Consider the following 21,156-nt stretch of genomic DNA (forward strand, 5'->3'; position numbering starts at 1 on the left):
GCGTATCCCCTTGTAAAATGTCGTACTAAGGGGATCACATGTTCGACGAAACGCGAGGCGAACGCAAGAAAATCGCAATCGTAGGTGCAGGCATTTCCGGTCTATCCGCAGCCTATTATCTGTCAGAAGATCACGACATCACTATTTACGAGGCCGAACCTCGGTTGGGGGGACATGCACGTACCGTCATGGCCGGCAAGAATGGCGATCAACCTGTCGATACCGGGTTTATCGTCTTCAACTATGCGACCTACCCCTATCTGACCAAGCTGTTTGACGAGTTGAACGTGCCGGTCATCAAATCCGAGATGAGCTTTGGCGCAACCATCGACAACGGTCGGATCGAGTATGGGCTGAACAACCTGCGCACCTTGACCGCGCAGAAACGCAATCTGGCGCGGCCGTCCTACTACAAGATGATCGCCGACATCCTGCGGTTCAGCAAAGAAGCGCCCGAGGCCGCCAAAGATGATGACACTACAATCGGAGAGTTGGTGGATCAGATGCGTCTGGGCCATTGGTTCCGTCACAACTATCTGATGCCGATGTGCGGCGCGATCTGGTCAACCCCGGTGGAGTTCGTGGATCAGTTCCCGGCGCGCTCGCTGGTACAATTCTTCCGCAATCATGCGTTGCTGGCCAGTGGCCGGGCCAATCAGCATCAGTGGTATACGGTCAAAGGCGGCAGCATCGAGTATGTTCGCCGCATCGACGCCGCCCTGCGCGAACGGGGCTGCGATATTCGACTGGCTGCCCCGGTCGATCACGTTCAGCGCGACGACATGGGCGTTTCGGTGACCAGTCAGGGCCACACCGACCAGTTTGATGAGATCATTCTAGCCACTCATTCCGACCAGTCTCGCGCCATTCTGGGCGACAATGCCACGACCGCCGAAGCTGCAGCATTGGAAGCGATCCGCTATCAGCCCAACAGCGCCATTCTACATTGCGATCCCAGCCAAATGCCCAAGCGTCGTGCCTGCTGGTCCAGCTGGACCTATCGCTCACAAGCCGGAAACGTTGGTGTCACCTATTGGATGAACCGGCTGCAAAATATACCGGACAGTGATCCGCTGTTCGTGACGCTGAACGCGTCGTCGGAAATTCCCGCGGATAAAATCTATGATCAGGTCGAGTTCGCCCATCCGGTGTTCGACAAGGCCGCCCTGAAAGCGCAAGGGCAAATCCGCGAGATGCAGGGACAGAACCGGACCTGGTTTGCCGGAGCGTATAACCGGCACGGGTTTCACGAAGACGGGATTGCCAGTGCGATGCACGTTGTGGATCGCATCAAGGGCACCTCGCAAACGATCGGAGCTGACCATGGCACTTTGGAACAAGACCCGGCCATCCCTGCTGTCGCGGCTGAATAAGCGCCTGTGGCGCGCGGGGCTTCTGTCCTTGACGCTGCTGGCCCCCGGTGGGCTGGCGGCTGATCCGCTGTCGAGCGAATTGCAAGACCCCAAACAGATCGGCAGCGGGACCTTTCGGTTTCTCGGCCTGCCGCTGTATGACGCAAAACTCTACACACCAGGCGGGGCCGCGTTCAACTGGAGCGAAGATTTTGGCCTGAAACTGACTTACCGCAAAAACCTGAAACAAAAGGCGCTGGTAGAATCGACGCTGGAAGAAATGGCCCGTCAGGGCAATCCGCAGCCCACGCAGGCACAGCTTGAAAAGTGCTTTCAGGCTGTCAGCAAGGGCGACAGCTATCTGGCGATCTCGGAAGGGCCAAACAAGGTCGGCTTCTGGCGGAATGGTACCCAGACCTGCACATTGGCGAGCAACGACATCAAGAAGTCCTTCATGTCGATCTTTTTGGGCGACAACACCCGCTCGGCCAGCTTTACGCAAAGCTTGAAGGGCCAGTGATGCTGTACCCCCGTGTCAGCCTGTACGCGCTGATGCTCGCTGCGGCGGGTATCCCGCTTTACATTCACCTGCCACGCTTTGCGGCGGTGAACTTGGGCATTGGTCTTGGGGTGATTGGCACGGTCCTTCTGGTGATCCGACTGGTCGATCTGGTTCAGGACCCGCTGATCGGCTGGGCCATCGACCGCTGGCCGGGAGGGCAGCTTCTGTTCGCAGCTTTGGCCGCGTTGGGATTGGCCATCGGCTTTCCCTTGCTGTTTGGCCTGCCGGAAGGCGCAAGTGTCACGGCCCTGATCGTGGTCCTGATCCTGCTGTTCTCGGCCTACAGCCTCGGTACGATCCTTTTATATGGTCGCAGCGCGACGCTTGCGAAAAAGGCCCATGCCAAAGAGCTGATGACACTCGCCGCCTACCGCGAAGGCGGGCAATTGACAGGCGTCGTGATCGCCGCCAGCGCCCCGGCCTTGTTCGTGGCCTTGGGCGCTTCCGCACAAGGATACCCCGCCTTTGGCCTGTTTCTGGGCTTGCTGGCGTTGCTGACCCTGATCGTGACGATCCCAATCTGGCGACGTACCCCGATCACCGGTCAGGGCCTGTCCTTCGCAGGCCTCGGTCAGGCCGGAGCGCTGCGCCTGCTGGCATTGGCACTGGTCAATAGCCTGCCGGTCGCCATCACATCCACCCTGTTCCTGTTCTTTGTCGAAGATCGCCTGCAACTGCCCGGCAAGGCTGGGCCGCTGCTGATCCTGTTCTTCCTGAGCGCCGGTGCAAGCGTTCCGCTTTGGGCCAAGCTCAGCAACCGGATCGGCCCGAAAAAGACTCTGATTATTGCCATGCCCTTGTCCATCGCGGGCTTCATCGGCGCAGCCAGTCTGGACGCCGGAGCCTTGGTTGGCTTCGCCATCATCTGCATCGCATCTGGCGCGGCGCTTGGGGCGGACATGGTTGTCCTGCCCGCTATGTTTTCCGTTGTGCTGACGCGCGCAGGGCTGAACGCCTCGGCCGCGTTTGGCATCTGGTCGTTTGCCGGCAAGCTGGGCCTCGCGCTCGCTGCCTTTTTCACTCTGCCACTGCTAGAGCGCAGCGGCTTTACACCCGGTCAAACCAATAGTGCCGAGGCTTTGAAAACACTCAACCTCGCCTATGCCGTCCTGCCCTGCATCCTCAAGCTTGGCGCATTCGGGATGGTTTTGACACTGCCCACGGAGGTTACAGCCAAATGAATACACTTATCGTGTTTCTACTCGCCATCCTCGCTGTTCTGGCGGCCAAGGGGCGATTCCTCAGCTTTCGCTCACAATCGCCAGCCGATTATGCGGGCACGGGCCCCAACTTCTCGCTGAAAGAGCACTTGAATGGCGAAATCCTGTCCGAAGGCCTGATTTATGGCCCGAATGGTAAGATGTCGAACAGCTTTGTCGCCCGCATGGTCGGCGAATGGAATGGCAATTCGGGTACACTGGCGGAATGGTTCACCTATTCCAACGGCAAACAGATGACCCGCAAATGGTACCTGACGCTGGGCACCGGCAACACGTTCATCGCCACGGCGGATGACATTGTCGGCGAAGGCAAAGGCGAAATCTCAGGCTCGACCGTCAAACTGACCTACAGGATCATCCTGCCCGAAGATGCAGGCGGGCACACGCTGGATGTGACCGACTGGATGTACCTGACGGAAAATGGCGCGATCATGAACCGCTCGGAAATGCGCAAATTCGGCATCAAAGTGGCCGAGTTGGTCGCCACGATGCGCCCCGCACCCGAGGTCAAGACCGCGCATCTGAACGGTGCAAATGGCTATGATTCCGAGGCAAAGACCAGGACCCTGCAATGATCCGCGCCCGCTTTGTCATCACCTTTGCCGCCATAGCTTGCGTTTTGGTTCTGGCTGCCTGCTCAGCCAAGCCCCGGGTGCCAAAGACCTTCCTGTCAGATCGCGAGCTGAACCTTGAGGAGTTTTTCGAAGGCAAAACCGTCGCGTATGGTCAGTTTCAGGACATCCTCGGCAACGTCCCGCGTCGTTTCACCGTGGATATCGATGGAACTTGGGACGGAGAAACGCTGACTTTGGTCGAGGATTTCGTCTATGACGACGGCGCAACCGAACAGCGTATCTGGACCCTGACCAAAACAGGTGAGGACACCTGGACCGGCACTGCCCCCGGTGTGCTTGGCACTGCCGAAGGGATCGAGCGGGGCGATACGTTCAACTGGAAATACAAGATCGACCTGCCGATCAAAGATGGCACCATGCGTGTGAAGTTCGATGACTGGATGTGGCTGCTGGAGGATGACCGCCTGCTGAACCGCGCCTATGTCTCGCGTTTTGGGGTCCGCATCGGCGAGGTAATCCTGTTCTTTGAGAAGAAATAGGCTCTAAATAAGGGCTATTTCACCTCCCGCATCAATCCGGCGAGTTCATTGATTTCAGCGCCAAACCCGGTCTCCACCTGATCCGCTGCAGCGCGTCGCACCTCATCGGGCTTGTTCTGACCCAGTTTCCAGGTGCCCTGAATATCCTCAACCTGCATTCTACACGGCACGATCATCCGCATCATCCGGGTCAGAGCATCCTCTGACATCTTACCTGTGACCCAAGGGGGTTTCGGCAGCAGTTTCTGTTCATAAAAAGCAGATTGCCGGTTCAGCAGATCCAACAATTCCTCCTGCGGGCGCAGCTCAAGACGGCCGATCAGATGAACCGCAACATAGTTCCAGGTCGGCACTTGATCATCCACGTCGTACCAGTCGGGCGAGATATACGCATCCGGCCCCGTCACCGCGATCCGCACAGTGCGCGGTTCCTTGAGCAGCCTGACAATCGGGTTTGACCTTACCAGATGCAACTCGGCCAGCTCACCCGTCTCGTCCAGCAAAAACGGGACGTGACTCATGATCGGCGCGGCATCGCCTGACACAGCCAAAACGCCAAAGCCACGGTCACGGGCAAAGGTTATATGCCGGGCGCGCTCTTCGGCGCGAAATGCGGGATTGGGGTGCATGAAAATCCTCCTGTCAAATCTCTTGCAGATCAGGTGAGTTCTATGCAAGGTCCTGCCTGTTCTCAGGGCGGGGCGAAATTCCCCACCGGCGGTATGCGGGCAATGATCCGTAAGCCCGCGAGCGGCCGCGGTTAACGGGGTGTCAGCAGATCTGGTGAGAAGCCAGAGCCGACGGTTACAGTCCGGATGGAAGAGAACGTGCATCGTGCCGCCCAGCGGCGCGCCTGCTCGTGATCGCCTTGGGTGACGTGTCTGTAACTCAGGAGGTCCGAATGACACACACCCGCTATGCCTTCATCAAAGCCAACTGGCACTCCGATATTGTCGACCGTGCACTCGATGGATTTCTGCAACTCATCCCCAGCGATCAGGTTGATGTCTTCGACGCCCCCGGCGCGTTCGAAATGCCCCTACTGGCCCGTGATCTGGCCCAAACCGGACGCTACGCCGCAATCGCCTGCGCGGCGTTTGTGGTGGATGGCGGGATCTACCGGCACGATTTTGTGGCCCAAGCCGTAGTTGATGGGCTAATGCGGGCCGGCCTGGACAGCGGCATCCCCGTCCTGTCGGTCTCACTGACCCCACATCAGTATCAGGAAACCGACCACCACAATGCCATCTATCGCGACCACTTCGTGCAAAAAGGCCGCGAGGCTGCACACGCTGCGCTTGCGATCTCCAAAGCCCGCCAGTCCTTGAAAGCGCAAGCCTGATCCACTTCATCTGGCCAAAAATATCCCGGGGGTGAATTGAGCCAGCGGCTCAAGAGGGGGCTGGCCCCCTCCCCCTTATCCGAAATCCGCTTGAGGCCAAGCCCTGTGCCCGCTAATCACATCCCTCAAAGGAGCATGCCCCATGTCGATGAACAGCTTTGGACACCTCTTCCGCGTCACCACCTGGGGTGAAAGCCATGGGCCCGCATTAGGTGCCACCGTTGATGGCTGCCCTCCGGGTGTGACAATCGACGCGACGACGATCCAACAGTGGCTGGACAAGCGCAAACCGGGGCAGAACAAATTCACCACCCAGCGGCGCGAGCCCGATCAGGTGAAAATCCTGTCCGGCGTTTTCGAAGGTCGGACCACCGGCACGCCAGTTCAGCTGATGATCGAGAACACGGACCAGCGCTCGAAGGACTACGGCGATATCATGGACAAGTTCCGCCCGGGTCACGCCGATATCACCTACTGGCAAAAATACGGCATCCGCGACTATCGCGGCGGCGGGCGCAGTTCGGCGCGCGAAACCGCCTCGCGCGTCGCGGCCGGAGGGCTGGCGCGTGAAGCGATCAAACAGATCGCGCCCAATGTGCAGATCACCGGCTACATGACCCAGATCGGCCCACACAGGATCGACCGCGCCAATTTCGACTGGTCGCAGATAGAACAGAACCCCTTCTGGACACCTGACGCCCAAGCCGCCGAGGACTGGGCCGCCTATCTGGACGACCTGCGCAAGTCCGGCAACTCGGTCGGCGCGATTGTCGAAGTCGTCGCGCGCGGCGTCCCCGCCGGATTGGGCGCGCCAATATACGCCAAGTTAGACACTGATCTGGCCGCGGCGATGATGTCGATCAATGCGGTCAAAGGCGTTGAAATTGGAGAAGGCATGGCCGCCGCTGAACTGACCGGCGAGGCCAATGCAGATGAGATTTTCATGGGCCAGAACGGCCCCCAATACAGCTCGAACCATGCGGGCGGCATTCTGGGCGGCATCTCGACCGGACAGGACATCGTGGTGCGCTTTGCGGTCAAACCGACCTCATCGATCCTGACCACGCGCAAGACGATTACAAAATCTGGCGAGGAAACCGAGATCATCACCAAAGGCCGCCACGACCCATGTGTCGGAATCCGAGCCGTGCCGGTAGGCGAGGCGATGATGGCCTGTGTGATCCTGGATCACCTGCTGCTGCATCGCGGTCAGATCGGCGAGAACCGTGGCCACATTGGCTAATCTCCGCACCCGGCTGCGCGGCATCGTCGCGCAGCGCATGCAGGCTGATCCGGCCCATGATCTGGCGCATCTGGACCGCGTCTGGCGCAACGCACAGGCTATCGCAGATGATCAGGCCAATATGCAGGTTCTCATGGCCGCGTGCTATCTGCACGATCTGGTCAACCTGCCGAAAAACGATCCGAACCGGCATCTCGCATCTCGTAAATCGGCACAAATATCAGGGTCTATATTGGACGATTTGGGCTTTGACGACCCCTCGATCCATGCCACGCAACATGCCATCGAAGCTCATAGCTACTCGGCCAATATCCCGCCTCGCTCGTCCGAGGCCCGCATCCTGCGCGATGCGGATCGCCTCGATGCGCTTGGGGCAATTGGGATTGCCCGGTGTTTCACTGTGGCCGGTGCTCTGGACCGGACGCTTTACGATCTTGATGACCCATTTGCAGAAAACCGCAATCTGGACGATCTGACATTCGCGATCGACCATTGGAAGATCAAACTGCTCGACCTACCGTCCGGTATGCTTACACAGAGCGGGCGGGATCTGGCGACCGCGCGTGTGTCAGTGATGCTGCGATATCTTGAGGCCCTGGCAGAGGAAATCGGCCACCCTGTTCCCGATCATTGGAAATCTGCATAATTGGTACAATCCCGTCGTTGATCTTTCCGCACCAAAGGCGCAGGTTCGCGGCACATGGCACAATCCTTAACATCGCATCGACCCATGCTTGCCGTGGGTCTGAAACTGGCCGCGCTGATGCTGTTCACCTCGATGTCGGCATTGGTCAAAGCCCTGTCCGAGGATTTCCCTCCCGGTGAGCTGGTCTTTTTCCGCTCGCTCTTTGCCGTTCCGGTGATCATTGCCTGGCTGATCTGGCGAGGGGAATTGGCGCAAGGCTTTGTGGTCAAAAAACCCATGGGTCATTTCTGGCGCGGCGTGCTGGGCACCAGCGCCATGGGCCTGACCTTTACCGGCCTCAGCCTGCTGCCGCTGCCCGAGGTCACCGCTATCGGCTATGCCACCCCGATCTTCACCCTGATTCTGGCCGCCGTCATGCTGGGCGAGCGTATTCGCATGATCCGCATCGGCGCTGTGGCACTGGGGTTGTTGGGGGTTTTGATCATGATCTGGCCCCGGCTGGGCAGCACCCAAATGGAAATGGCCGCAACCATAGGCGCGCTATGCGTCCTAGGCGCAACGCTGGCCCGCGCCTTTGTTCAAATCCATATCCGCCAACTGGTTAAGGTCGATCATCCCGCCGCCATCGTGTTCTATTTTTCGATGACCGCGACGCTACTCTCCTCGTTGACTGCGTTCTGGGGATGGACGATGCCGACCCTGAATCAGGCTCTAATACTGATTGCAATGGGCCTTGTCGGCGGGGTGGCGCAAATTCTGGTGACCTCATCCTATCGGTTCGGGCAAGCCTCAATGCTGGCGCCGTATGACTACACCACAATGCTTTTTGCCATCTTCATTGGCTATGTCTGGTTTGATGAACTGCCAACACTGGCCATTCTGCTGGGGGCTACTCTCGTGATCGCGGGCAATGTGGTCGTGATCTGGCGCGAGCATCAGCTTGGGCTGGAACGCGGCAAGGCCCGTTCGGTCACGGACCCCAAAGCCTGATCTTTACCTTTCGCAAACTTCGCCTAGGTTGGGCGGAACAATCAATAAGGGTGCCCCATGAGCGACGCGCAGGATCACAAGGAAAAAATGCAGAAGGTGCAGGCCAAGCACCGCAAGAAAGTGTCCGAGGCGGTCGATCCGGGGCGCGGCCTGGTTCTGATCAATACTGGCAAGGGCAAGGGGAAGTCCTCGGCAGCCTTTGGTGTTGTGATCCGTGCGCTGGGCTGGGGGCAAAAGGTTGCCGTTGTTCAGTTCATCAAAGGCAAATGGAAAACGGGCGAGCGCCGGTTCTTTCAAGACCGCGATCTGGTGACGTGGCACACGATGGGCGAAGGTTTTACCTGGGACACACAAGATCGCGAACGCGATATTGCCGCCGCTACCGCCGCCTTTGACAAGGCATGCGATCTGATGGCTGGCGGGGATTATGATCTGGTCGTGCTGGACGAGATTAATATCGCGCTGCGGTATGAATACCTGTCGGTCGAAGGTGTACTAGACGGTCTCAAGGCGCGGTCGGATAAGACTAGCGTTTTCCTGACGGGCCGCGACGCGCCGCAAGCACTGCGTGACTATGCCGATCTGGTCACTGAAATGACCGAAGAAAAACACCCTTTCCAATCGGGCATCAAGGCACAGCGTGGCGTTGATTACTAAGGGGTTTTGTAGCGGGCAGGATGCAAGGGCCACACCTGCCTTATTCAAAGCGCCTTAGAAGTACATTTTCAAAGATATAGCGTATCGAATCCGTGCGACTGGTGGCGCTTTCAGACAATGTTACGTCTTCGGGCCGTTCAGAAATCGCGCTCTCGCGTTTCGTGCAGTCGAAATAGGCGGCAAAGTCAGTGTCGCAGCAGCTGCAGCCACAAGCGGTTGCAGCGTCATGCCGTGCAATGATCTCTTCAAGCGGATCGCCCATACCAGAACCCTACGCGGTCGTTTTCGGAGCGGCGGCACGCCATCACCAAGTTGCGCGCTAAGCCTGCAAACCACCCCGAAACCTATGGCCGGACGAGGTACAATCCGGCGTTGGTTTTTATCTGACTGTTTTTGTCGATTATTTCAAGGAAAAAACGCCCTCGAAAAACAACGAGGGCGCAAGTCACAGGGAAACAAGTCTCAGATGGACTGACCTTGCGGATCCAAAGTCACCGACCAAAGCTCGGTATCGGCACGATCCATCAGGCGCACCGTCATCTGTTGTGTGCCGCCATCAATGTCGACCAGACCAAAGAACTGCAAACCAGCGCTTGGGGGAAGGTTGACGCCCTGCCCTTCGGCGGGGGCTTTGACAAATTTTACCTCGGGACCGAACGTGCTATCCAGCGCATTCGGGCCAAAGGTTCCCGCGTGGAGAGGACCAGACACAAACTCCCAAAACGGTTCAAAATCTTGGAATTGAGCTTTGTTAGGGTCATAGTAGTGCGCCGCGGTATAGTGCACGTCCGCGGTGAACCAGACAGTGTTGGTGACGCCTGCAGTTTTGATGAACCGCAGCAGATCGGCAATCTCTAACTCGCGCCCCTTGGCTGGTCCACTATCACCGTTCGAGATCGCCTCTGCCCCGGCCTGTTCCTTCCAGTTGTCCCAGACAATCAAGCCAATCGGCATGTCCGAGGCGATGACTTTCCAGGTCGCTTGTGATGCTGCAAGCTCGCGCTTTAGCCAATCCAACTGTGCCGCACCCAGAATGCGGGACTGGTCCGTGATCTCATCTTCCATCGCCGGACCGTTCGGGCCGCGATAGCTCCGAAGATCCAGGAAGAACACGTCCAGCATAGGACCGTATGATATCTTTCGATAAACCCGACCGGGTTCAGCCGGTGTGATCCGCAGCGGCGTCATCTCATGAAAGGCACGACCCGCGCGGGCTTGCAGAACATGCACCGATTTCTCTGAATACCGGTCATCGGAAATCAGGTCTTTGGCATCCGACCAGTTGTTCACCACCTCATGGTCATCCCACTGGAAAAAGGTCGGGCAGACCGCATTCATCGCCCGCACATGTTCGTCCATCATGTTGTATTTCCACTGGGCGCGGAATTCATCCAGTGTTTCCGCAACCTTGCGTTTCTCGTCAATCAAGGTGGCGTTCCTCCAGATCACCTGCCCATCTTTTTCAACCTCGTCCTGCATCGGGCCATCGGCGTAGACCGTATCGCCAGAATGGATGAAGAAATCGGGCCGGTGCTGGCTCATGGTCGCATAGGTGCGCATTCCATCGTCGTCGATGCCCCAGCCCTGACCGGCGGTATCCCCTGACCAAGCAAACCGAATATTGCGACGTGCGGTCGGCGCGGTGCGGAATTGGCCAATAATAGGCTCTGATATGGTGTTGATATCGCTCAGATCAGCGGCCACAAAACGATAGAAGATATCCTGATCCGAGGGCAGCCCATCGATAAGACGCTTAACCGCAAAATCGCTGTTTGGGATGGCATCCATTGGCGGTAATTTGCGGGCATCGGCAAAGCTCTCGGTGGTCGAAACCTCCATCATCACGCGCGCCGGGCGATCTGTACGGGTCCAGATCATGCCAGAGCTTGTGTCCACATCGCCCGACTGAACGCCGTGGGTAAACACCGGGCGCGAAGCGGCGCGGCTGATCGCTGGCATCGACAGCGAGGCTGCGGCAGCGGTGCTGCCAGCCAGAAACATGCGGCGGTTGGGGCGAAGGAATTTGGTCATGGGGGCTCTCCTGTCTGGACACCTGTTCGAAGGCGCGCGATTGGTAAGCCGCAGTGAACCGCCCATTTGTAAAACGGACGGCTCAGTTTCTTGAAACTATCACGATGATATTATGAAGCCCTGTGGATAACTGCTCAGGCAGCTACGCGTTGCTCGGGTGCGCTGAGCGAGATAACCGCGACGACTGCAGCCCCGTTCAGCCAGTAGAATGCTGCGTCCAGACCCGAAAACCCAAACATGCTGGGTGCAAACAGGAATGTAATGCCGACCAGCAGATCGACAGCCAGATGAAATTTGTAGGGCAACACGCGCCAGATGCCGAGGTGGTGATCCGTCAGGACAGTCAGCACGAAGGCTGCCGCCCCGGTGACGACAGACAGCCACAAAGCCAGCGGATTTGATTGACCCAGTCCAAGCACGAAGGGCAGCACCATCAGGGCGATAGCGACAGGATAGTCCAGATACGCGTGGACGGAGCGAGTGACAAAGCGAACAGACATTGCGATTTCCTTTCCTGGGTTGGTATGGCCCCAAGTTAGGTGCAGGTAGTTGGTCGCAGAATTCCGGATCGTACGCGAAATGGTGCAGATCGTTCAGAAACCTGATCGATCAGTGCATCGATCGATAGGCTGCCGGGGATAGGCCGATCTGTTTCTTGAACACTCGGGAAAAGGCGGCTTCGGAAGCATATCCAACCTCTGCCGCCGCATCAGCCACATTCCAGCGCGCCTCGGTCAGGCCATGGCAGGCGATTTGCATGCGCCAATCGGTCAGATATTGCATTGGCGTGGTTGCCATCTTCTCAGCAAAAAGCTGTGCGAAGGCAGTGCGTGACATCCCCGCCTCACGCGCCAGAGACTCAACGCTCCACTCCTGCGCGGGCGCTTGATGAAATGCAGTCAAAGCGCGCGAGATACGAGGGTCAGCAAACCCCGCAAGGGCCGAATCGGTAGGGCTTTGATGTTCAAGATGGGCGCGGATTGCCTGCGCAAACAGCACTTCCGAGAGTTTCAGTGCGATCAAGTCACCGCCAATCCGCGCACCGCTAACCTCAGACCCGATCATGCGAAGGGTGGCTTCGATCCAGGCCCCGGCCTCTTCGCCATAGTTCTCGATCAGGATGTAAGGTGGCAGGCGGTCGATCAGCATATGGCCGGTACCTTGGCGCCCCGGCGGACCCGTGAATGAGAAGTGACCACAGATCAGCTGAGTGTCACGCCCGGTCTCTTCACCGCCATAAACCAGCACACCATCCCCCTGATAACCCGACTCCTCCAGCACCTGTTCAAGCGGCAACGCATCCACCGGCTGGACCTCGTTGCACAACAGTGCATGGGCAGAACCGTGGGGGATCAGGATTAGGTCGCCTTGCTTAAGACGCACAGTTTCGCCCGTGTTAGAGACAAATATTTTCAACTCACCCCGTTGCACAAAGTGGAAGCGCGCCACATTCTGATAGGACGGCACCTGGACACCGAAGGGTGGCGTGAAAGAGGTTCGGAAGTAGAACGTTCCCCTTAGGGACAGACGTGTCAGGATATCGCTCAGCAGGTCTAGCATGGGTGTAACCTACAGCGGCCCATACATTCGTCCAGCTGTCTGAGCGATCTGCACAAGAACTTGAACGATGCGCAAAGAAAAACCCCCGCCTTACGCGAGGGTTCAGGGCTGATGCGTCAACGTCGCTTAGGTGCGCACCAGTTTCTCATAGTCTTCGGCGATCTCACGCGTGATGTCGCCCACCTCAAACGTGTAGTCACCGATTTGGCCTACAGGCGTGACCTCGGCCGCTGTGCCGGTCAGCCAACACTGTTCGAAATCCGCCATTTCTTCGGGCTTGATGCGGCGTTCATGGACCGTGAGGCCCTTGTCTTTCAGCATCTGAATCACGGTCTGACGTGTAATGCCATTCAAGAAGCAATCGGCCAGCGGGGTGTGCACCTCTCCGTCCTTGACGAAGAACACGTTCGCACCGGTTGCTTCGGCCACATAGCCGCGCCAGTCCATGAACAGCGCGTCGGAACACCCCTTGGCTTCGGCCTTGTGCTTTGAGATCGTGCAGATCATGTACAGGCCTGCCGCTTTGGCGTGCACCGGGATGGTTTCAGGGCTGGGGCGCTTCCATTCTGCGATATCCAGCTTGGCACCCTGCATCTTGGCATCGCCATAATAGGCACCCCAAGGCCAGACCGCGATGGCCATACGCACCGGGTTCTTGGCCGAGGCGACACCCATATCCTGACCCGATCCGCGCCAGACGAGCGCCCGCACATAAGCGTCCGTCAGACCGCTGGCTTTCAGGGTTTCTTCCTTGGCGGTTTCGATATCATCGACCGAATAGGGCATCGGCATGTCCAAAGCCTCAGCCGAGGCAATCAGACGCTCGGAATGTTCGCGGCTTTTGAAGATCTTGCCGTTATAGGCACGCTCACCCTCGAACACAGAGGACGCATAGTGCATTGCGTGGGTTAGAATATGTACGTTCGCCTCACGCCATGGAACCAGCTTGCCATCCAGCCAGATGGTGCCATCACGATCATCATACCCCGCCATGCGAAACCTCCAGCCTTGGGTTGAATTTCCGATTGTTGCGCTATTTAGGTCCGATGCGGACACAATCTTGCGCAAAAACTGCGATTCGATACCTGTCTGCCCTTGGAATGTCAATAACGCTGACATAAACTCGAAGCCGTGTAACGCATGAGGCATGATATGTCCGAAATCCGCCCCGCCCCAAAGTTTGGGGGCGAAAGCCTGTTGTTTCTTACTGATGAGCAGTTGCGGCAGGGGATCGAGGCCATGTTCTTTGCCTATCGCGGCTTTACTGCTGATCCCGATCGCATCCTGTCCGAGATGTCTTATGGCCGCGCCCACCATCGGGCGATCCATTTCGTCAATCGCGCACCGGGTACGACGGTCAACAACCTGCTGGCCATTCTGGGTGTGACAAAGCAATCCCTGAACCGTGTGCTACGGACATTGATTGAGGATGGTATGGTCGAAAGCCGGGTTGGAACCGTGGACAAGCGCGAACGGCATCTGTTCCTGACGGAAAAAGGCCACGCGCTCGAGGCAACTCTGTCCGACGCTCAGCGCGCGCGGATGCGGGCCGCCTACAAGGATGCCGGGCCCGAAGCCGTCGCCGGATTTCGTAAAGTTCTTGAAGCGATGATGGATGCTGATATGCGTCATGCTTACACGAAGTTGCGGGATACGACCTCATGAGCGATATGGACGCCCATCTGCTGATCGTCGACGATGACGAGCGCATTCGCGATCTGCTGAAGAAGTTTCTGATGCGGAATGGGTTTCTGGTGACCGCAGCCCGCGACGCAGCCCATGCGCGCCGGGTGCTGTCGGGGCTGGATTTCGACATGATCGTGCTGGATGTGATGATGCCCGGCGAAGATGGCGTAAGCCTAACCAAATCACTGCGCGAAACGCACAGCACACCGATCCTCTTGTTGACCGCCCGGGGGGAAACCGAGCATCGGATTGCGGGATTGGAAGCCGGGGCCGATGACTATCTGGCCAAACCGTTCGAGCCGAAAGAGTTGCTGCTGCGCATCAACGCCATTCTAAGACGCATGCCCGAAACGCCTGCGCAGGATGCAGCAGCTAAGATCCTGACATTGGGGCCGATCCGCTATGACATTGAACGCGGCGAGATGTGGCAGGGTGAAGACCCGGTGCGCCTGACCGCGACCGAGAGCCAGTTGATGAAGATATTCTCGGCACAGCCGGGTGAGCCGATCAGTCGGGCGAAACTGGTTGAGGATCTGGGCCGCGACAAAGGACAGGCGCAGGAACGCGCGGTGGATGTGCAGATCACCCGTCTACGTCGGAAGATCGAGCAGGATCCGAAGCAGCCTCGGTACCTGCAGACGGTCCGGGGGGCCGGATACATGCTGGCCCCGGATTGATTTGGCCGCTGCGCGGCGATTTTATGCCTTCGGCGAGGATATTTTTAGCCATATGAACAGGGGATCCCGATGAAGACTGCCTTGCTGACCCATGCCGATTGTCTGGGACATGTGACGCCGGATGGACATCCTGAGCGGGTGGCGCGCTTGGAGCATATTCTTCATGCGCTGGAGCCTTTGGATCTGGATCGCAGAACAGCGCCGATGGCGGCGGATGATGATTTGTTGCGGATTCATCCGGAGAACTACATCCGGGATATTCGCGCAGCGCGTCCAGCTGACGGCTATACGCAAATTGATGGGGATACTTTTATGTCTCCGGGCTCGGTCGATGCGGCCTATCGCGCGGCGGGCGCCGTCGTGCGGGCGGTCGATCTTGTACTTGGGGGAGAGGTTTCGAACGCTTTTTGCGCGATCCGGCCACCGGGCCATCATGCGGAAACCGACAAGGCCATGGGGTTTTGCCTGTTCGGCAATGCGGCGCTGGCAGCGAAAAATGCGCTGGATCATCACGGGCTAAGCCGCGTCGCGGTCGTCGATTTCGATGTGCACCACGGCAATGGCACGCAGGAGCTGCTGTGGGACGAGAAGCGCGCGCTGGTAATAACCAGCCAGCAGATGCCCTTGTGGCCCGGATCGGGACGACCGGATGAGACCGGCGCATATGAAACCATTGTGAACATTCCCCTGGCCCCCGGCACGGGTGGGTCTGAGATGCGGGCAGCTTATGAGGCGCAGGCGTTTTCGCGTCTGCGGGCGTTCAAACCTGAGTTGATCATCATCTCAGCCGGGTTTGACGCCCATCAGGACGATCCGCTGGCCAATTTGAACTGGTCGATGGGCGATTTTGCATGGGTCACGGCTGAGCTGTGCAAGATCGCGGGTGAGGTTTGTGAGGGCCGTATCGTCTCGACTCTGGAAGGCGGGTATGATCTGAACGCACTGGCCGAGGCGACACGCGCCCATGTGGAAGAACTGATGAAGGCAGCACAATGACTGATACTCCCGTTGAACAGATGACGTTTGAACAGGCGATGAAAGAGCTTGAAGCTGTGGTCGGCCAGTTGGAACGCGGCGACGTGGCTCTGGATCAGTCAATTGCGCTTTATGAACGCGGGGCTGCCTTGAAGAAACGCTGTGAAGATGAGTTGAAGCGGGCCGAAGAGAAGGTTGCCGCGATCACTTTGGACGCGGGCGGCCAGCCAACCGGGACGACACCTGTCGACGGTCAGTAAATGTTTCGGGGAAGGCTGGCACAGGACGCCGCGCAGATTCAGGCGCAGTTTGACCATGTGCTGAAGGGCTTCGATGATTTCGACGTGACGCGGGCCATGGGCTATGCCACCCGGGGCGGCAAGCGGTTGCGTGGGTTTTTGGTGCTGGAAAGCGCCCGCCTGCATGACGTGGACGAGGCCCACGCCATTTGGCCCGCCACAGCGATTGAGGCATTGCATGCCTACTCTTTGGTCCACGACGATCTGCCCTGCATGGATGATGATGACCTGCGGCGCGGGCGCCCCACGACCCATGTAAAATGGGATGAGGGAACGGCGGTTCTGGCCGGGGACGCGCTGCAGACCCTGGCCTTTGAGCTGTGCACACGCCCAGAGGTGGGCAATGCCGAAATTCGCGCGGATCTGGCCTTGTCGCTGGCCAAAGCCAGCGGTGCGCAGGGCATGGTTATGGGTCAGGCTCTGGACATCGCTGCTGAATCGGCGGCCAAGCCTTTGTCGCTTGAGGAGATCACCCATTTGCAAGCAGGCAAAACTGGTGCTTTGATCGAATGGTCTGCCTGCGCCGGCGCGCGTCTGGCACAAGCTGATCCGTCCGCCTTGCGCCAATATGCCCAAGCCCTTGGCCTTGCTTTTCAAATTGCAGATGACATCTTGGATGTAGAAGGTGATGCGGAGCGCGCCGGGAAACGGCTGCAGAAAGATGCGGATGCGGGCAAAGCCACGTTTGTGTCGCTGCTGGGGTTGGGACCGGCCAAAACCCGTGCGGCAGAACTGGTGGATCAGGCTTGCGCCGCGCTGGATGGATATGGACCGAGGGCCGAAACCTTGAAGGATGCCGCCCGCTTCGTTATTGCCCGGGACAGCTAAGTCAGGAACGCGCTAAATGTCTGATCGTCCGAACACGCCTCTGCTGGACCTTGTGAATCGTCCTGCTGACCTCAAGCAGTTTTCGGACGCGCAGTTGCATCAGGTGGCGCTGGAGTTGCGGACCGAGACGATTTCCGCCGTGTCCGTCACCGGCGGCCATCTGGGTGCGGGACTGGGCGTTGTGGAACTGACGACGGCGCTGCACGCAGTCTTCGACACGCCGCGCGACAAGATTGTCTGGGATGTAGGGCACCAGTGCTATCCGCATAAGATCCTGACAGAACGTCGGGATCGTATCCGCACCCTGCGGATGAAAGATGGCCTCAGCGGCTTCACCAAACGCAGCGAAAGCCCCTATGATCCGTTTGGCGCGGCCCATTCAAGTACGTCTATTAGCGCAGCGCTCGGCTTTGCGGTTGCGCGCGATCTGGGTGGCGTGACGCCTGAGGGGCTGGGTGACGCGATTGCGGTGATCGGCGATGGGTCGATGTCGGCGGGTATGGCCTTTGAGGCGATGAACAATGCGGGCCACCTCAAAAAGCGCCTGATCGTGATTCTGAACGACAATGAGATGAGCATTGCCCCTCCGGTGGGTGCGCTGTCCAATTACCTATCGCGCATCTATGCCGAGGAACCGTTTCACGATCTGAAAGCCGCTGCTAAGGGTGCGGTGTCGCTGCTGCCTGAGCCGTTCCGCGAGGGGGCCAAGCGCGCCAAGGAGATGCTGAAAGGCATGGCCGTTGGCGGCACTTTGTTTGAAGAGCTTGGCTTTTCCTATCTCGGTCCAATCGACGGGCATGATCTTGACCAATTGCTGCCGGTGCTCCGCACGGTCAAAGCGCGTGCGACGGGTCCGATCCTGATTCACGTTCTGACCAAGAAGGGCAAAGGCTACGCCCCCGCCGAGCAAGCCCGCGACAAGGGCCACGCCACCGCCAAGTTCGATGTGGTGACGGGCGAGCAGAAAAAGGCGCCATCGAACGCACCATCTTATACGTCGGTCTTTGGCAAGACGCTGGTGGAAGAGGCCGCGCGCGATGACAAGATCGTGGCTGTCACGGCGGCAATGCCGGATGGGACCGGGCTGAACCTGTTTGCGGAACGCTACCCGTCGCGCTGTTTTGATGTGGCGATTGCGGAACAGCACGGGGTGACCTTCTCGGCCGCGCTGGCGGCAGGCGGGATGAAACCCTTCTGCGCGATCTATTCGACTTTCTTACAGCGCGGATACGATCAGGTGGTGCATGATGTGGCGATCCAGCGCCTACCTGTCCGCTTTGCTATCGACCGCGCCGGGCTGGTCGGTGCCGATGGCGCGACCCATGCAGGGTCCTTTGACATTGCCTACCTGTCAAACCTGCCAGGTATGGTTGTCATGGCCGCCGCAGATGAGGCGGAACTGATGCATATGGTGGCCACCGCAGTCGCACATGACGAAGGCCCCATCGCGTTTCGCTATCCACGTGGCGAAGGTGTGGGCGTTGACCTGCCCGAACGCGGAGAGGTGCTGGAGATCGGCAAGGGCCGCATGATCCAGGAAGGCGCGCGCGTGGCATTGCTCTCCTTTGGCACACGCCTCGCCGAGGTGCAGAAAGCCGCCGAGTCGCTGGCCGCACGGGGAATCACGCCCACCATCGCAGATGCCCGTTTCGCTAAGCCACTGGATCGCGATCTGATTCTGGGTCTGGCGGAAACGCACGAGGCGCTGATCACTATTGAAGAAGGCGCTGTGGGCGGGTTCGGCAGCCACGTCGCGCAATTGTTGGCGGATGAAGGGGTGTTTGATCGGGGCCTGAAATACCGGTCAATGGTTTTGCCCGACATCTTTGTCGATCAGGCCAGCCCGGCAGATATGTATGCCGTGGCAGGTATGAATGCCGAACATATCGAGGCGAAAGTCCTGGATGTTCTGGGCGTCGCATCGATCGGAGAAAAGCGCGCGTAAGCGCTAAGCTGAGCTTGGGTGCAACGCTCGCAGGCTTATCTGCGACCGCCAATGCCATCGTTTTGCTTCTCATGGAGCACGCTATGAAAAAGAGCTTTGGTTTCCGATTGGTCTAGGCCCCCATCGAAACGCTCGTCATCAGATGAGTCAGGAGCAAGATTTCCCGGTATGGAAATACGGACTGTTTTGTTTTCCAACCATTGGTTTAGAAGCGACTTAATCGACATTGTTAAACTCCAGCGCGTGTATTTCTCAATCAATGAGGTCGCTGCGGGCCGTTTCCGAACCGTGAGGGGGAACTGGCTCAAGGAAATTTTGTGAGTGAGCGGAACCCGCAGCGACACGGCGCATTTACGAGTTTTACTTGACCGTGAAAGGTATGGAATTCCGCCAGTTTTTGCGTTTATTGACCGGTCAGTCAAAATTTTCGTTGGCAAGCTTACGTTTACGTCAACTTTCTGACCAAGCGGTATTAGATTTGGACGTTGCGTCACATTCGTTCGATCGCTTCGGTAAGTGCTTTAAAGCCAGTTTTGGTGCCGCTGAAGGGACTCGAACCCCCGACCCCATCATTACGAATTGTTTTCCGAGTTCGTGCTAGGCAGTTGGATGGAGCTTGAACATGTCGCTCTCAGTCTCATAAGAGCTTAGCAATAAAGGACTTTCACTCACCGATTCGTAGCACGGTCTTTGATATAGTGGCCAGCGATTGCACTCTGCCGCCCTACTAAAACCCTACAATTCCTGATCTGCCCTACTAATTAAACCAAATCCAACACCCGGCCCCATCAACGGGTATGCAGAATTGGGGTAGTAGCGGAACCGCGCCCGTTCCACGATTGACGTTTCCAAACCGAACCCAGGGATTGAAAGCAACCTCAAACTTAACCCCGCAACCGAGTGGAACTGATGATAGCTGGTCACTTCTGCAAGCGCATTAGAATAGTGCCTGACGAATACAGAAGAGCATTGCGACTAGGATATGATGGCACGGGCTGTGTACGCTTTTGTAGGAGATCATGATCAAACCTTTGTTTGATTGTTGCGGTCAACAAGAGTCGCTCTAGTCGCACCAAAGCAACTATTCAAAACCAACAAAGATCCCATCTTCACAAATTCGCGGTGTTGATAAATCAGAGATCTATCGGTAGGCGATCAGTAGATTCGATCTCACGTGCGTTGTAGTGAGACAAGCTGCTACAATCCGTGCTCATTCAGTACGAATTCAACGCGCTCGCGCACTGATACTCTTGGCAAAACCAAAACACTGTAGCCAAGGTCATTCAATGCGCGCCTGATGCGATGATACTCTTGAACTGCAGCATCGAAATCGTGTCTTCGTACAGCGTCGCTTGCGAACAGTTCTTCCCAAGGTGGAAACAAAAATACTGGTTCGGCGTAAATACGTTCATCACCAAGCGTTTCACCCAGCGACGGCCCGCCCGAGTATTCCAACGCAACCGCCGCGTCGATTAGACCTCTATCAAAAACCACAGGTCCATTACGGGCCTGAGCCGTATCTAAGTCCGAACGAGCGATTTCGACGGCGCGTATTGCGAATGCGTTCATATTAATCCAGGGCAAGGCTTTGCCACCACTAGTGATTTCTTCCTCGACGATGCGCCGACCCGGTTCTGGGACAACTTCAAATCCACGTTCACCGAGGGCATCCAGAAGCGTGGATTTCCCCCCGCAGGAGCAGCCTGTCAGCAAGATTAACCTGTTTCTCAAAATCAATCCTCTTTATCTGCTCAAATGAAAATCAAGCTCCGAAAACATCGATTGCGCAGGTGGTGCCGAGGATTCCAGCTATGCCCACTGCAGTCTAGCCAGCTGAGGCAACTTGTGGGCTTAATATAAAGCAGTTCTCAAATTTGCATTGCGACCCTAAATAGACAAAGCCCTGTTAGGGTCGCGCCCAACTTTCAAAACTACTAGTTCGGCGCCCTTCTGTGCGGGCGCCGATGAGTTCAAAACCGGAAGGTTGCTTTGAGCTCAGCAACTACACCGTAGTCGCCATCGAAGGTTG

General features: G+C 57.7%; 23 protein-coding genes and 1 riboswitch. Of the genes, 16 read left to right on the plus strand and 7 right to left on the minus strand.

The window, feature by feature from the left end; translation table 11 throughout:
• Nucleotides 1–38 precede the first annotated feature (38 nt).
• The 5 genes from ACR0EL_RS12940 to ACR0EL_RS12960 are packed head-to-tail and all read left to right on the plus strand — an operon-like array spanning nucleotide 39 to nucleotide 4,248.
• The gene (locus tag ACR0EL_RS12940; RefSeq protein ID WP_480500306.1) at nucleotides 39–1,373 is read left to right on the plus strand and encodes an NAD(P)/FAD-dependent oxidoreductase; all 1,335 of its coding nucleotides are present in this window, start codon (nucleotides 39–41) and stop codon (nucleotides 1,371–1,373) included.
• Nucleotides 1,324–1,872: a hypothetical protein gene (locus ACR0EL_RS12945; RefSeq protein WP_480500307.1), complete on the plus strand. Its 549-nt coding sequence runs from the start codon at nucleotides 1,324–1,326 to the stop codon at nucleotides 1,870–1,872. Before ACR0EL_RS12940 ends, ACR0EL_RS12945 begins: the two co-directional genes overlap by 50 nt.
• Nucleotides 1,872–3,095 (plus strand): MFS transporter, encoded by a 1,224-nt coding sequence (locus ACR0EL_RS12950; protein ID WP_480500308.1) that lies wholly within the window; start codon nucleotides 1,872–1,874, stop codon nucleotides 3,093–3,095. The genes ACR0EL_RS12945 and ACR0EL_RS12950 overlap by 1 nt, the downstream gene beginning before the upstream one ends.
• Entirely contained in the window at nucleotides 3,092–3,709 is a 618-nt protein-coding gene (locus ACR0EL_RS12955; protein WP_480500309.1) for a DUF3833 domain-containing protein, read from the plus strand. Before ACR0EL_RS12950 ends, ACR0EL_RS12955 begins: the two co-directional genes overlap by 4 nt.
• Nucleotides 3,706–4,248 (plus strand): DUF3833 domain-containing protein, encoded by a 543-nt coding sequence (locus ACR0EL_RS12960; protein WP_480500310.1) that lies wholly within the window; start codon nucleotides 3,706–3,708, stop codon nucleotides 4,246–4,248. Before ACR0EL_RS12955 ends, ACR0EL_RS12960 begins: the two co-directional genes overlap by 4 nt.
• 14 nt (nucleotides 4,249–4,262) lie before the next feature.
• Here ACR0EL_RS12960 and ACR0EL_RS12965 read toward each other — a convergent pair whose 3' ends face one another.
• Nucleotides 4,263–4,877 carry an FMN-binding negative transcriptional regulator gene (locus ACR0EL_RS12965; RefSeq protein ID WP_480500311.1) on the minus strand — a complete coding sequence of 205 codons (615 nt, stop codon included), beginning with the start codon at nucleotides 4,875–4,877 and terminating at the stop codon, nucleotides 4,263–4,265.
• A 54-nt stretch (nucleotides 4,878–4,931) separates the two neighbouring features.
• Nucleotides 4,932–5,079: riboswitch (FMN riboswitch) on the plus strand.
• A 70-nt stretch (nucleotides 5,080–5,149) separates the two neighbouring features.
• Between ACR0EL_RS12965 and ACR0EL_RS12970 the strand changes: the two genes are divergently transcribed.
• The 5 genes from ACR0EL_RS12970 to cobO all read left to right on the plus strand — a co-directional run bounded on the left by ACR0EL_RS12970 (nucleotide 5,150) and on the right by cobO (nucleotide 9,126).
• Nucleotides 5,150–5,590, plus strand: a complete 441-nt coding sequence (locus tag ACR0EL_RS12970; protein WP_480500313.1) for a 6,7-dimethyl-8-ribityllumazine synthase — start codon at nucleotides 5,150–5,152, stop codon at nucleotides 5,588–5,590.
• A 142-nt stretch (nucleotides 5,591–5,732) separates the two neighbouring features.
• Complete coding sequence (gene aroC, locus ACR0EL_RS12975) at nucleotides 5,733–6,833, plus strand: chorismate synthase (RefSeq protein WP_480500314.1); 1,101 nt, start codon at nucleotides 5,733–5,735, stop codon at nucleotides 6,831–6,833.
• On the plus strand, nucleotides 6,817–7,479 hold the full coding sequence (locus ACR0EL_RS12980; protein ID WP_480500315.1) for an HD domain-containing protein: 663 nt from the start codon (nucleotides 6,817–6,819) through the stop codon (nucleotides 7,477–7,479). Before aroC ends, ACR0EL_RS12980 begins: the two co-directional genes overlap by 17 nt.
• Before the next feature lie 54 nt (nucleotides 7,480–7,533).
• The gene (locus ACR0EL_RS12985) at nucleotides 7,534–8,469 is read left to right on the plus strand and encodes a DMT family transporter (protein WP_480500316.1); all 936 of its coding nucleotides are present in this window, start codon (nucleotides 7,534–7,536) and stop codon (nucleotides 8,467–8,469) included.
• Between the two features lie 57 nt (nucleotides 8,470–8,526).
• The gene (cobO, locus tag ACR0EL_RS12990) at nucleotides 8,527–9,126 is read left to right on the plus strand and encodes a cob(I)yrinic acid a,c-diamide adenosyltransferase (RefSeq protein ID WP_480500317.1); all 600 of its coding nucleotides are present in this window, start codon (nucleotides 8,527–8,529) and stop codon (nucleotides 9,124–9,126) included.
• A 40-nt stretch (nucleotides 9,127–9,166) separates the two neighbouring features.
• Here cobO and ACR0EL_RS12995 read toward each other — a convergent pair whose 3' ends face one another.
• The 5 genes from ACR0EL_RS12995 to ACR0EL_RS13015 all read right to left on the minus strand — a co-directional run bounded on the left by ACR0EL_RS12995 (nucleotide 9,167) and on the right by ACR0EL_RS13015 (nucleotide 13,710).
• Nucleotides 9,167–9,388 (minus strand): hypothetical protein, encoded by a 222-nt coding sequence (locus tag ACR0EL_RS12995; protein ID WP_480500318.1) that lies wholly within the window; start codon nucleotides 9,386–9,388, stop codon nucleotides 9,167–9,169.
• Between the two features lie 200 nt (nucleotides 9,389–9,588).
• The gene (locus ACR0EL_RS13000) at nucleotides 9,589–11,157 is read right to left on the minus strand and encodes an alkaline phosphatase D family protein (RefSeq protein ID WP_480500319.1); all 1,569 of its coding nucleotides are present in this window, start codon (nucleotides 11,155–11,157) and stop codon (nucleotides 9,589–9,591) included.
• A 134-nt stretch (nucleotides 11,158–11,291) separates the two neighbouring features.
• A complete protein-coding gene (locus tag ACR0EL_RS13005; RefSeq protein ID WP_353008637.1) occupies nucleotides 11,292–11,657 on the minus strand; it encodes an SPW repeat domain-containing protein in 366 nt (121 codons plus the stop codon).
• Nucleotides 11,658–11,766: 109 nt separating this feature from the next.
• Complete coding sequence (locus ACR0EL_RS13010; RefSeq protein WP_480500321.1) at nucleotides 11,767–12,717, minus strand: AraC family transcriptional regulator; 951 nt, start codon at nucleotides 12,715–12,717, stop codon at nucleotides 11,767–11,769.
• 126 nt (nucleotides 12,718–12,843) lie between these two features.
• Nucleotides 12,844–13,710, minus strand: a complete 867-nt coding sequence (locus ACR0EL_RS13015; RefSeq protein WP_480500322.1) for a branched-chain amino acid aminotransferase — start codon at nucleotides 13,708–13,710, stop codon at nucleotides 12,844–12,846.
• Nucleotides 13,711–13,869: 159 nt separating this feature from the next.
• On the opposite strand from ACR0EL_RS13015, the gene ACR0EL_RS13020 reads away from it, so the two are divergent.
• The 6 genes from ACR0EL_RS13020 (at nucleotide 13,870) to dxs (ending at nucleotide 19,127) form a co-directional block, all read left to right on the plus strand.
• Nucleotides 13,870–14,382, plus strand: coding sequence for a MarR family winged helix-turn-helix transcriptional regulator (locus tag ACR0EL_RS13020; RefSeq protein ID WP_353008633.1), 513 nt, complete (start codon nucleotides 13,870–13,872; stop codon nucleotides 14,380–14,382).
• Nucleotides 14,379–15,080: a response regulator gene (locus ACR0EL_RS13025; RefSeq protein ID WP_480500324.1), complete on the plus strand. Its 702-nt coding sequence runs from the start codon at nucleotides 14,379–14,381 to the stop codon at nucleotides 15,078–15,080. Before ACR0EL_RS13020 ends, ACR0EL_RS13025 begins: the two co-directional genes overlap by 4 nt.
• A gap of 69 nt (nucleotides 15,081–15,149) precedes the next feature.
• A complete protein-coding gene (locus tag ACR0EL_RS13030; protein ID WP_480500325.1) occupies nucleotides 15,150–16,076 on the plus strand; it encodes a histone deacetylase family protein in 927 nt (308 codons plus the stop codon).
• Complete coding sequence (locus ACR0EL_RS13035; RefSeq protein WP_170534025.1) at nucleotides 16,073–16,315, plus strand: exodeoxyribonuclease VII small subunit; 243 nt, start codon at nucleotides 16,073–16,075, stop codon at nucleotides 16,313–16,315. The genes ACR0EL_RS13030 and ACR0EL_RS13035 overlap by 4 nt, the downstream gene beginning before the upstream one ends.
• On the plus strand, nucleotides 16,316–17,182 hold the full coding sequence (locus ACR0EL_RS13040; protein ID WP_353008629.1) for a polyprenyl synthetase family protein: 867 nt from the start codon (nucleotides 16,316–16,318) through the stop codon (nucleotides 17,180–17,182).
• 16 nt (nucleotides 17,183–17,198) lie between these two features.
• Nucleotides 17,199–19,127 carry a 1-deoxy-D-xylulose-5-phosphate synthase gene (gene dxs, locus ACR0EL_RS13045; RefSeq protein ID WP_480500326.1) on the plus strand — a complete coding sequence of 643 codons (1,929 nt, stop codon included), beginning with the start codon at nucleotides 17,199–17,201 and terminating at the stop codon, nucleotides 19,125–19,127.
• 1,197 nt (nucleotides 19,128–20,324) lie between these two features.
• On the opposite strand, the gene ACR0EL_RS13050 is transcribed toward dxs, so the two are convergent.
• The gene (locus tag ACR0EL_RS13050; RefSeq protein WP_480500327.1) at nucleotides 20,325–20,864 is read right to left on the minus strand and encodes an AAA family ATPase; all 540 of its coding nucleotides are present in this window, start codon (nucleotides 20,862–20,864) and stop codon (nucleotides 20,325–20,327) included.
• Nucleotides 20,865–21,156: the final 292 nt, after the last annotated feature.

The organism is Ruegeria sp. AH12 (genome assembly GCF_056541465.1).

Coding starts and splice junctions, on each gene's coding strand:
- ACR0EL_RS13000 (WP_480500319.1), bottom strand. CDS start 11,157: ATGACCAAATTCCTTCGCCCCAACCGCCGCATGTTTCTGGCTGGCAGC.
- ACR0EL_RS12955 (WP_480500309.1), top strand. CDS start 3,092: ATGAATACACTTATCGTGTTTCTACTCGCCATCCTCGCTGTTCTGGCG.
- ACR0EL_RS13025 (WP_480500324.1), top strand. CDS start 14,379: ATGAGCGATATGGACGCCCATCTGCTGATCGTCGACGATGACGAGCGC.
- cobO (WP_480500317.1), top strand. CDS start 8,527: ATGAGCGACGCGCAGGATCACAAGGAAAAAATGCAGAAGGTGCAGGCC.
- ACR0EL_RS12985 (WP_480500316.1), top strand. CDS start 7,534: ATGGCACAATCCTTAACATCGCATCGACCCATGCTTGCCGTGGGTCTG.
- ACR0EL_RS13005 (WP_353008637.1), bottom strand. CDS start 11,657: ATGTCTGTTCGCTTTGTCACTCGCTCCGTCCACGCGTATCTGGACTAT.
- ACR0EL_RS12945 (WP_480500307.1), top strand. CDS start 1,324: ATGGCACTTTGGAACAAGACCCGGCCATCCCTGCTGTCGCGGCTGAAT.
- dxs (WP_480500326.1), top strand. CDS start 17,199: ATGTCTGATCGTCCGAACACGCCTCTGCTGGACCTTGTGAATCGTCCT.
- ACR0EL_RS12940 (WP_480500306.1), top strand. CDS start 39: ATGTTCGACGAAACGCGAGGCGAACGCAAGAAAATCGCAATCGTAGGT.
- ACR0EL_RS13015 (WP_480500322.1), bottom strand. CDS start 13,710: ATGGCGGGGTATGATGATCGTGATGGCACCATCTGGCTGGATGGCAAG.
- aroC (WP_480500314.1), top strand. CDS start 5,733: ATGTCGATGAACAGCTTTGGACACCTCTTCCGCGTCACCACCTGGGGT.
- ACR0EL_RS13040 (WP_353008629.1), top strand. CDS start 16,316: ATGTTTCGGGGAAGGCTGGCACAGGACGCCGCGCAGATTCAGGCGCAG.
- ACR0EL_RS12950 (WP_480500308.1), top strand. CDS start 1,872: ATGCTGTACCCCCGTGTCAGCCTGTACGCGCTGATGCTCGCTGCGGCG.
- ACR0EL_RS13010 (WP_480500321.1), bottom strand. CDS start 12,717: ATGCTAGACCTGCTGAGCGATATCCTGACACGTCTGTCCCTAAGGGGA.
- ACR0EL_RS12965 (WP_480500311.1), bottom strand. CDS start 4,877: ATGCACCCCAATCCCGCATTTCGCGCCGAAGAGCGCGCCCGGCATATA.
- ACR0EL_RS13030 (WP_480500325.1), top strand. CDS start 15,150: ATGAAGACTGCCTTGCTGACCCATGCCGATTGTCTGGGACATGTGACG.
- ACR0EL_RS13035 (WP_170534025.1), top strand. CDS start 16,073: ATGACTGATACTCCCGTTGAACAGATGACGTTTGAACAGGCGATGAAA.
- ACR0EL_RS12995 (WP_480500318.1), bottom strand. CDS start 9,388: ATGGGCGATCCGCTTGAAGAGATCATTGCACGGCATGACGCTGCAACC.
- ACR0EL_RS12970 (WP_480500313.1), top strand. CDS start 5,150: ATGACACACACCCGCTATGCCTTCATCAAAGCCAACTGGCACTCCGAT.
- ACR0EL_RS13020 (WP_353008633.1), top strand. CDS start 13,870: ATGTCCGAAATCCGCCCCGCCCCAAAGTTTGGGGGCGAAAGCCTGTTG.
- ACR0EL_RS12960 (WP_480500310.1), top strand. CDS start 3,706: ATGATCCGCGCCCGCTTTGTCATCACCTTTGCCGCCATAGCTTGCGTT.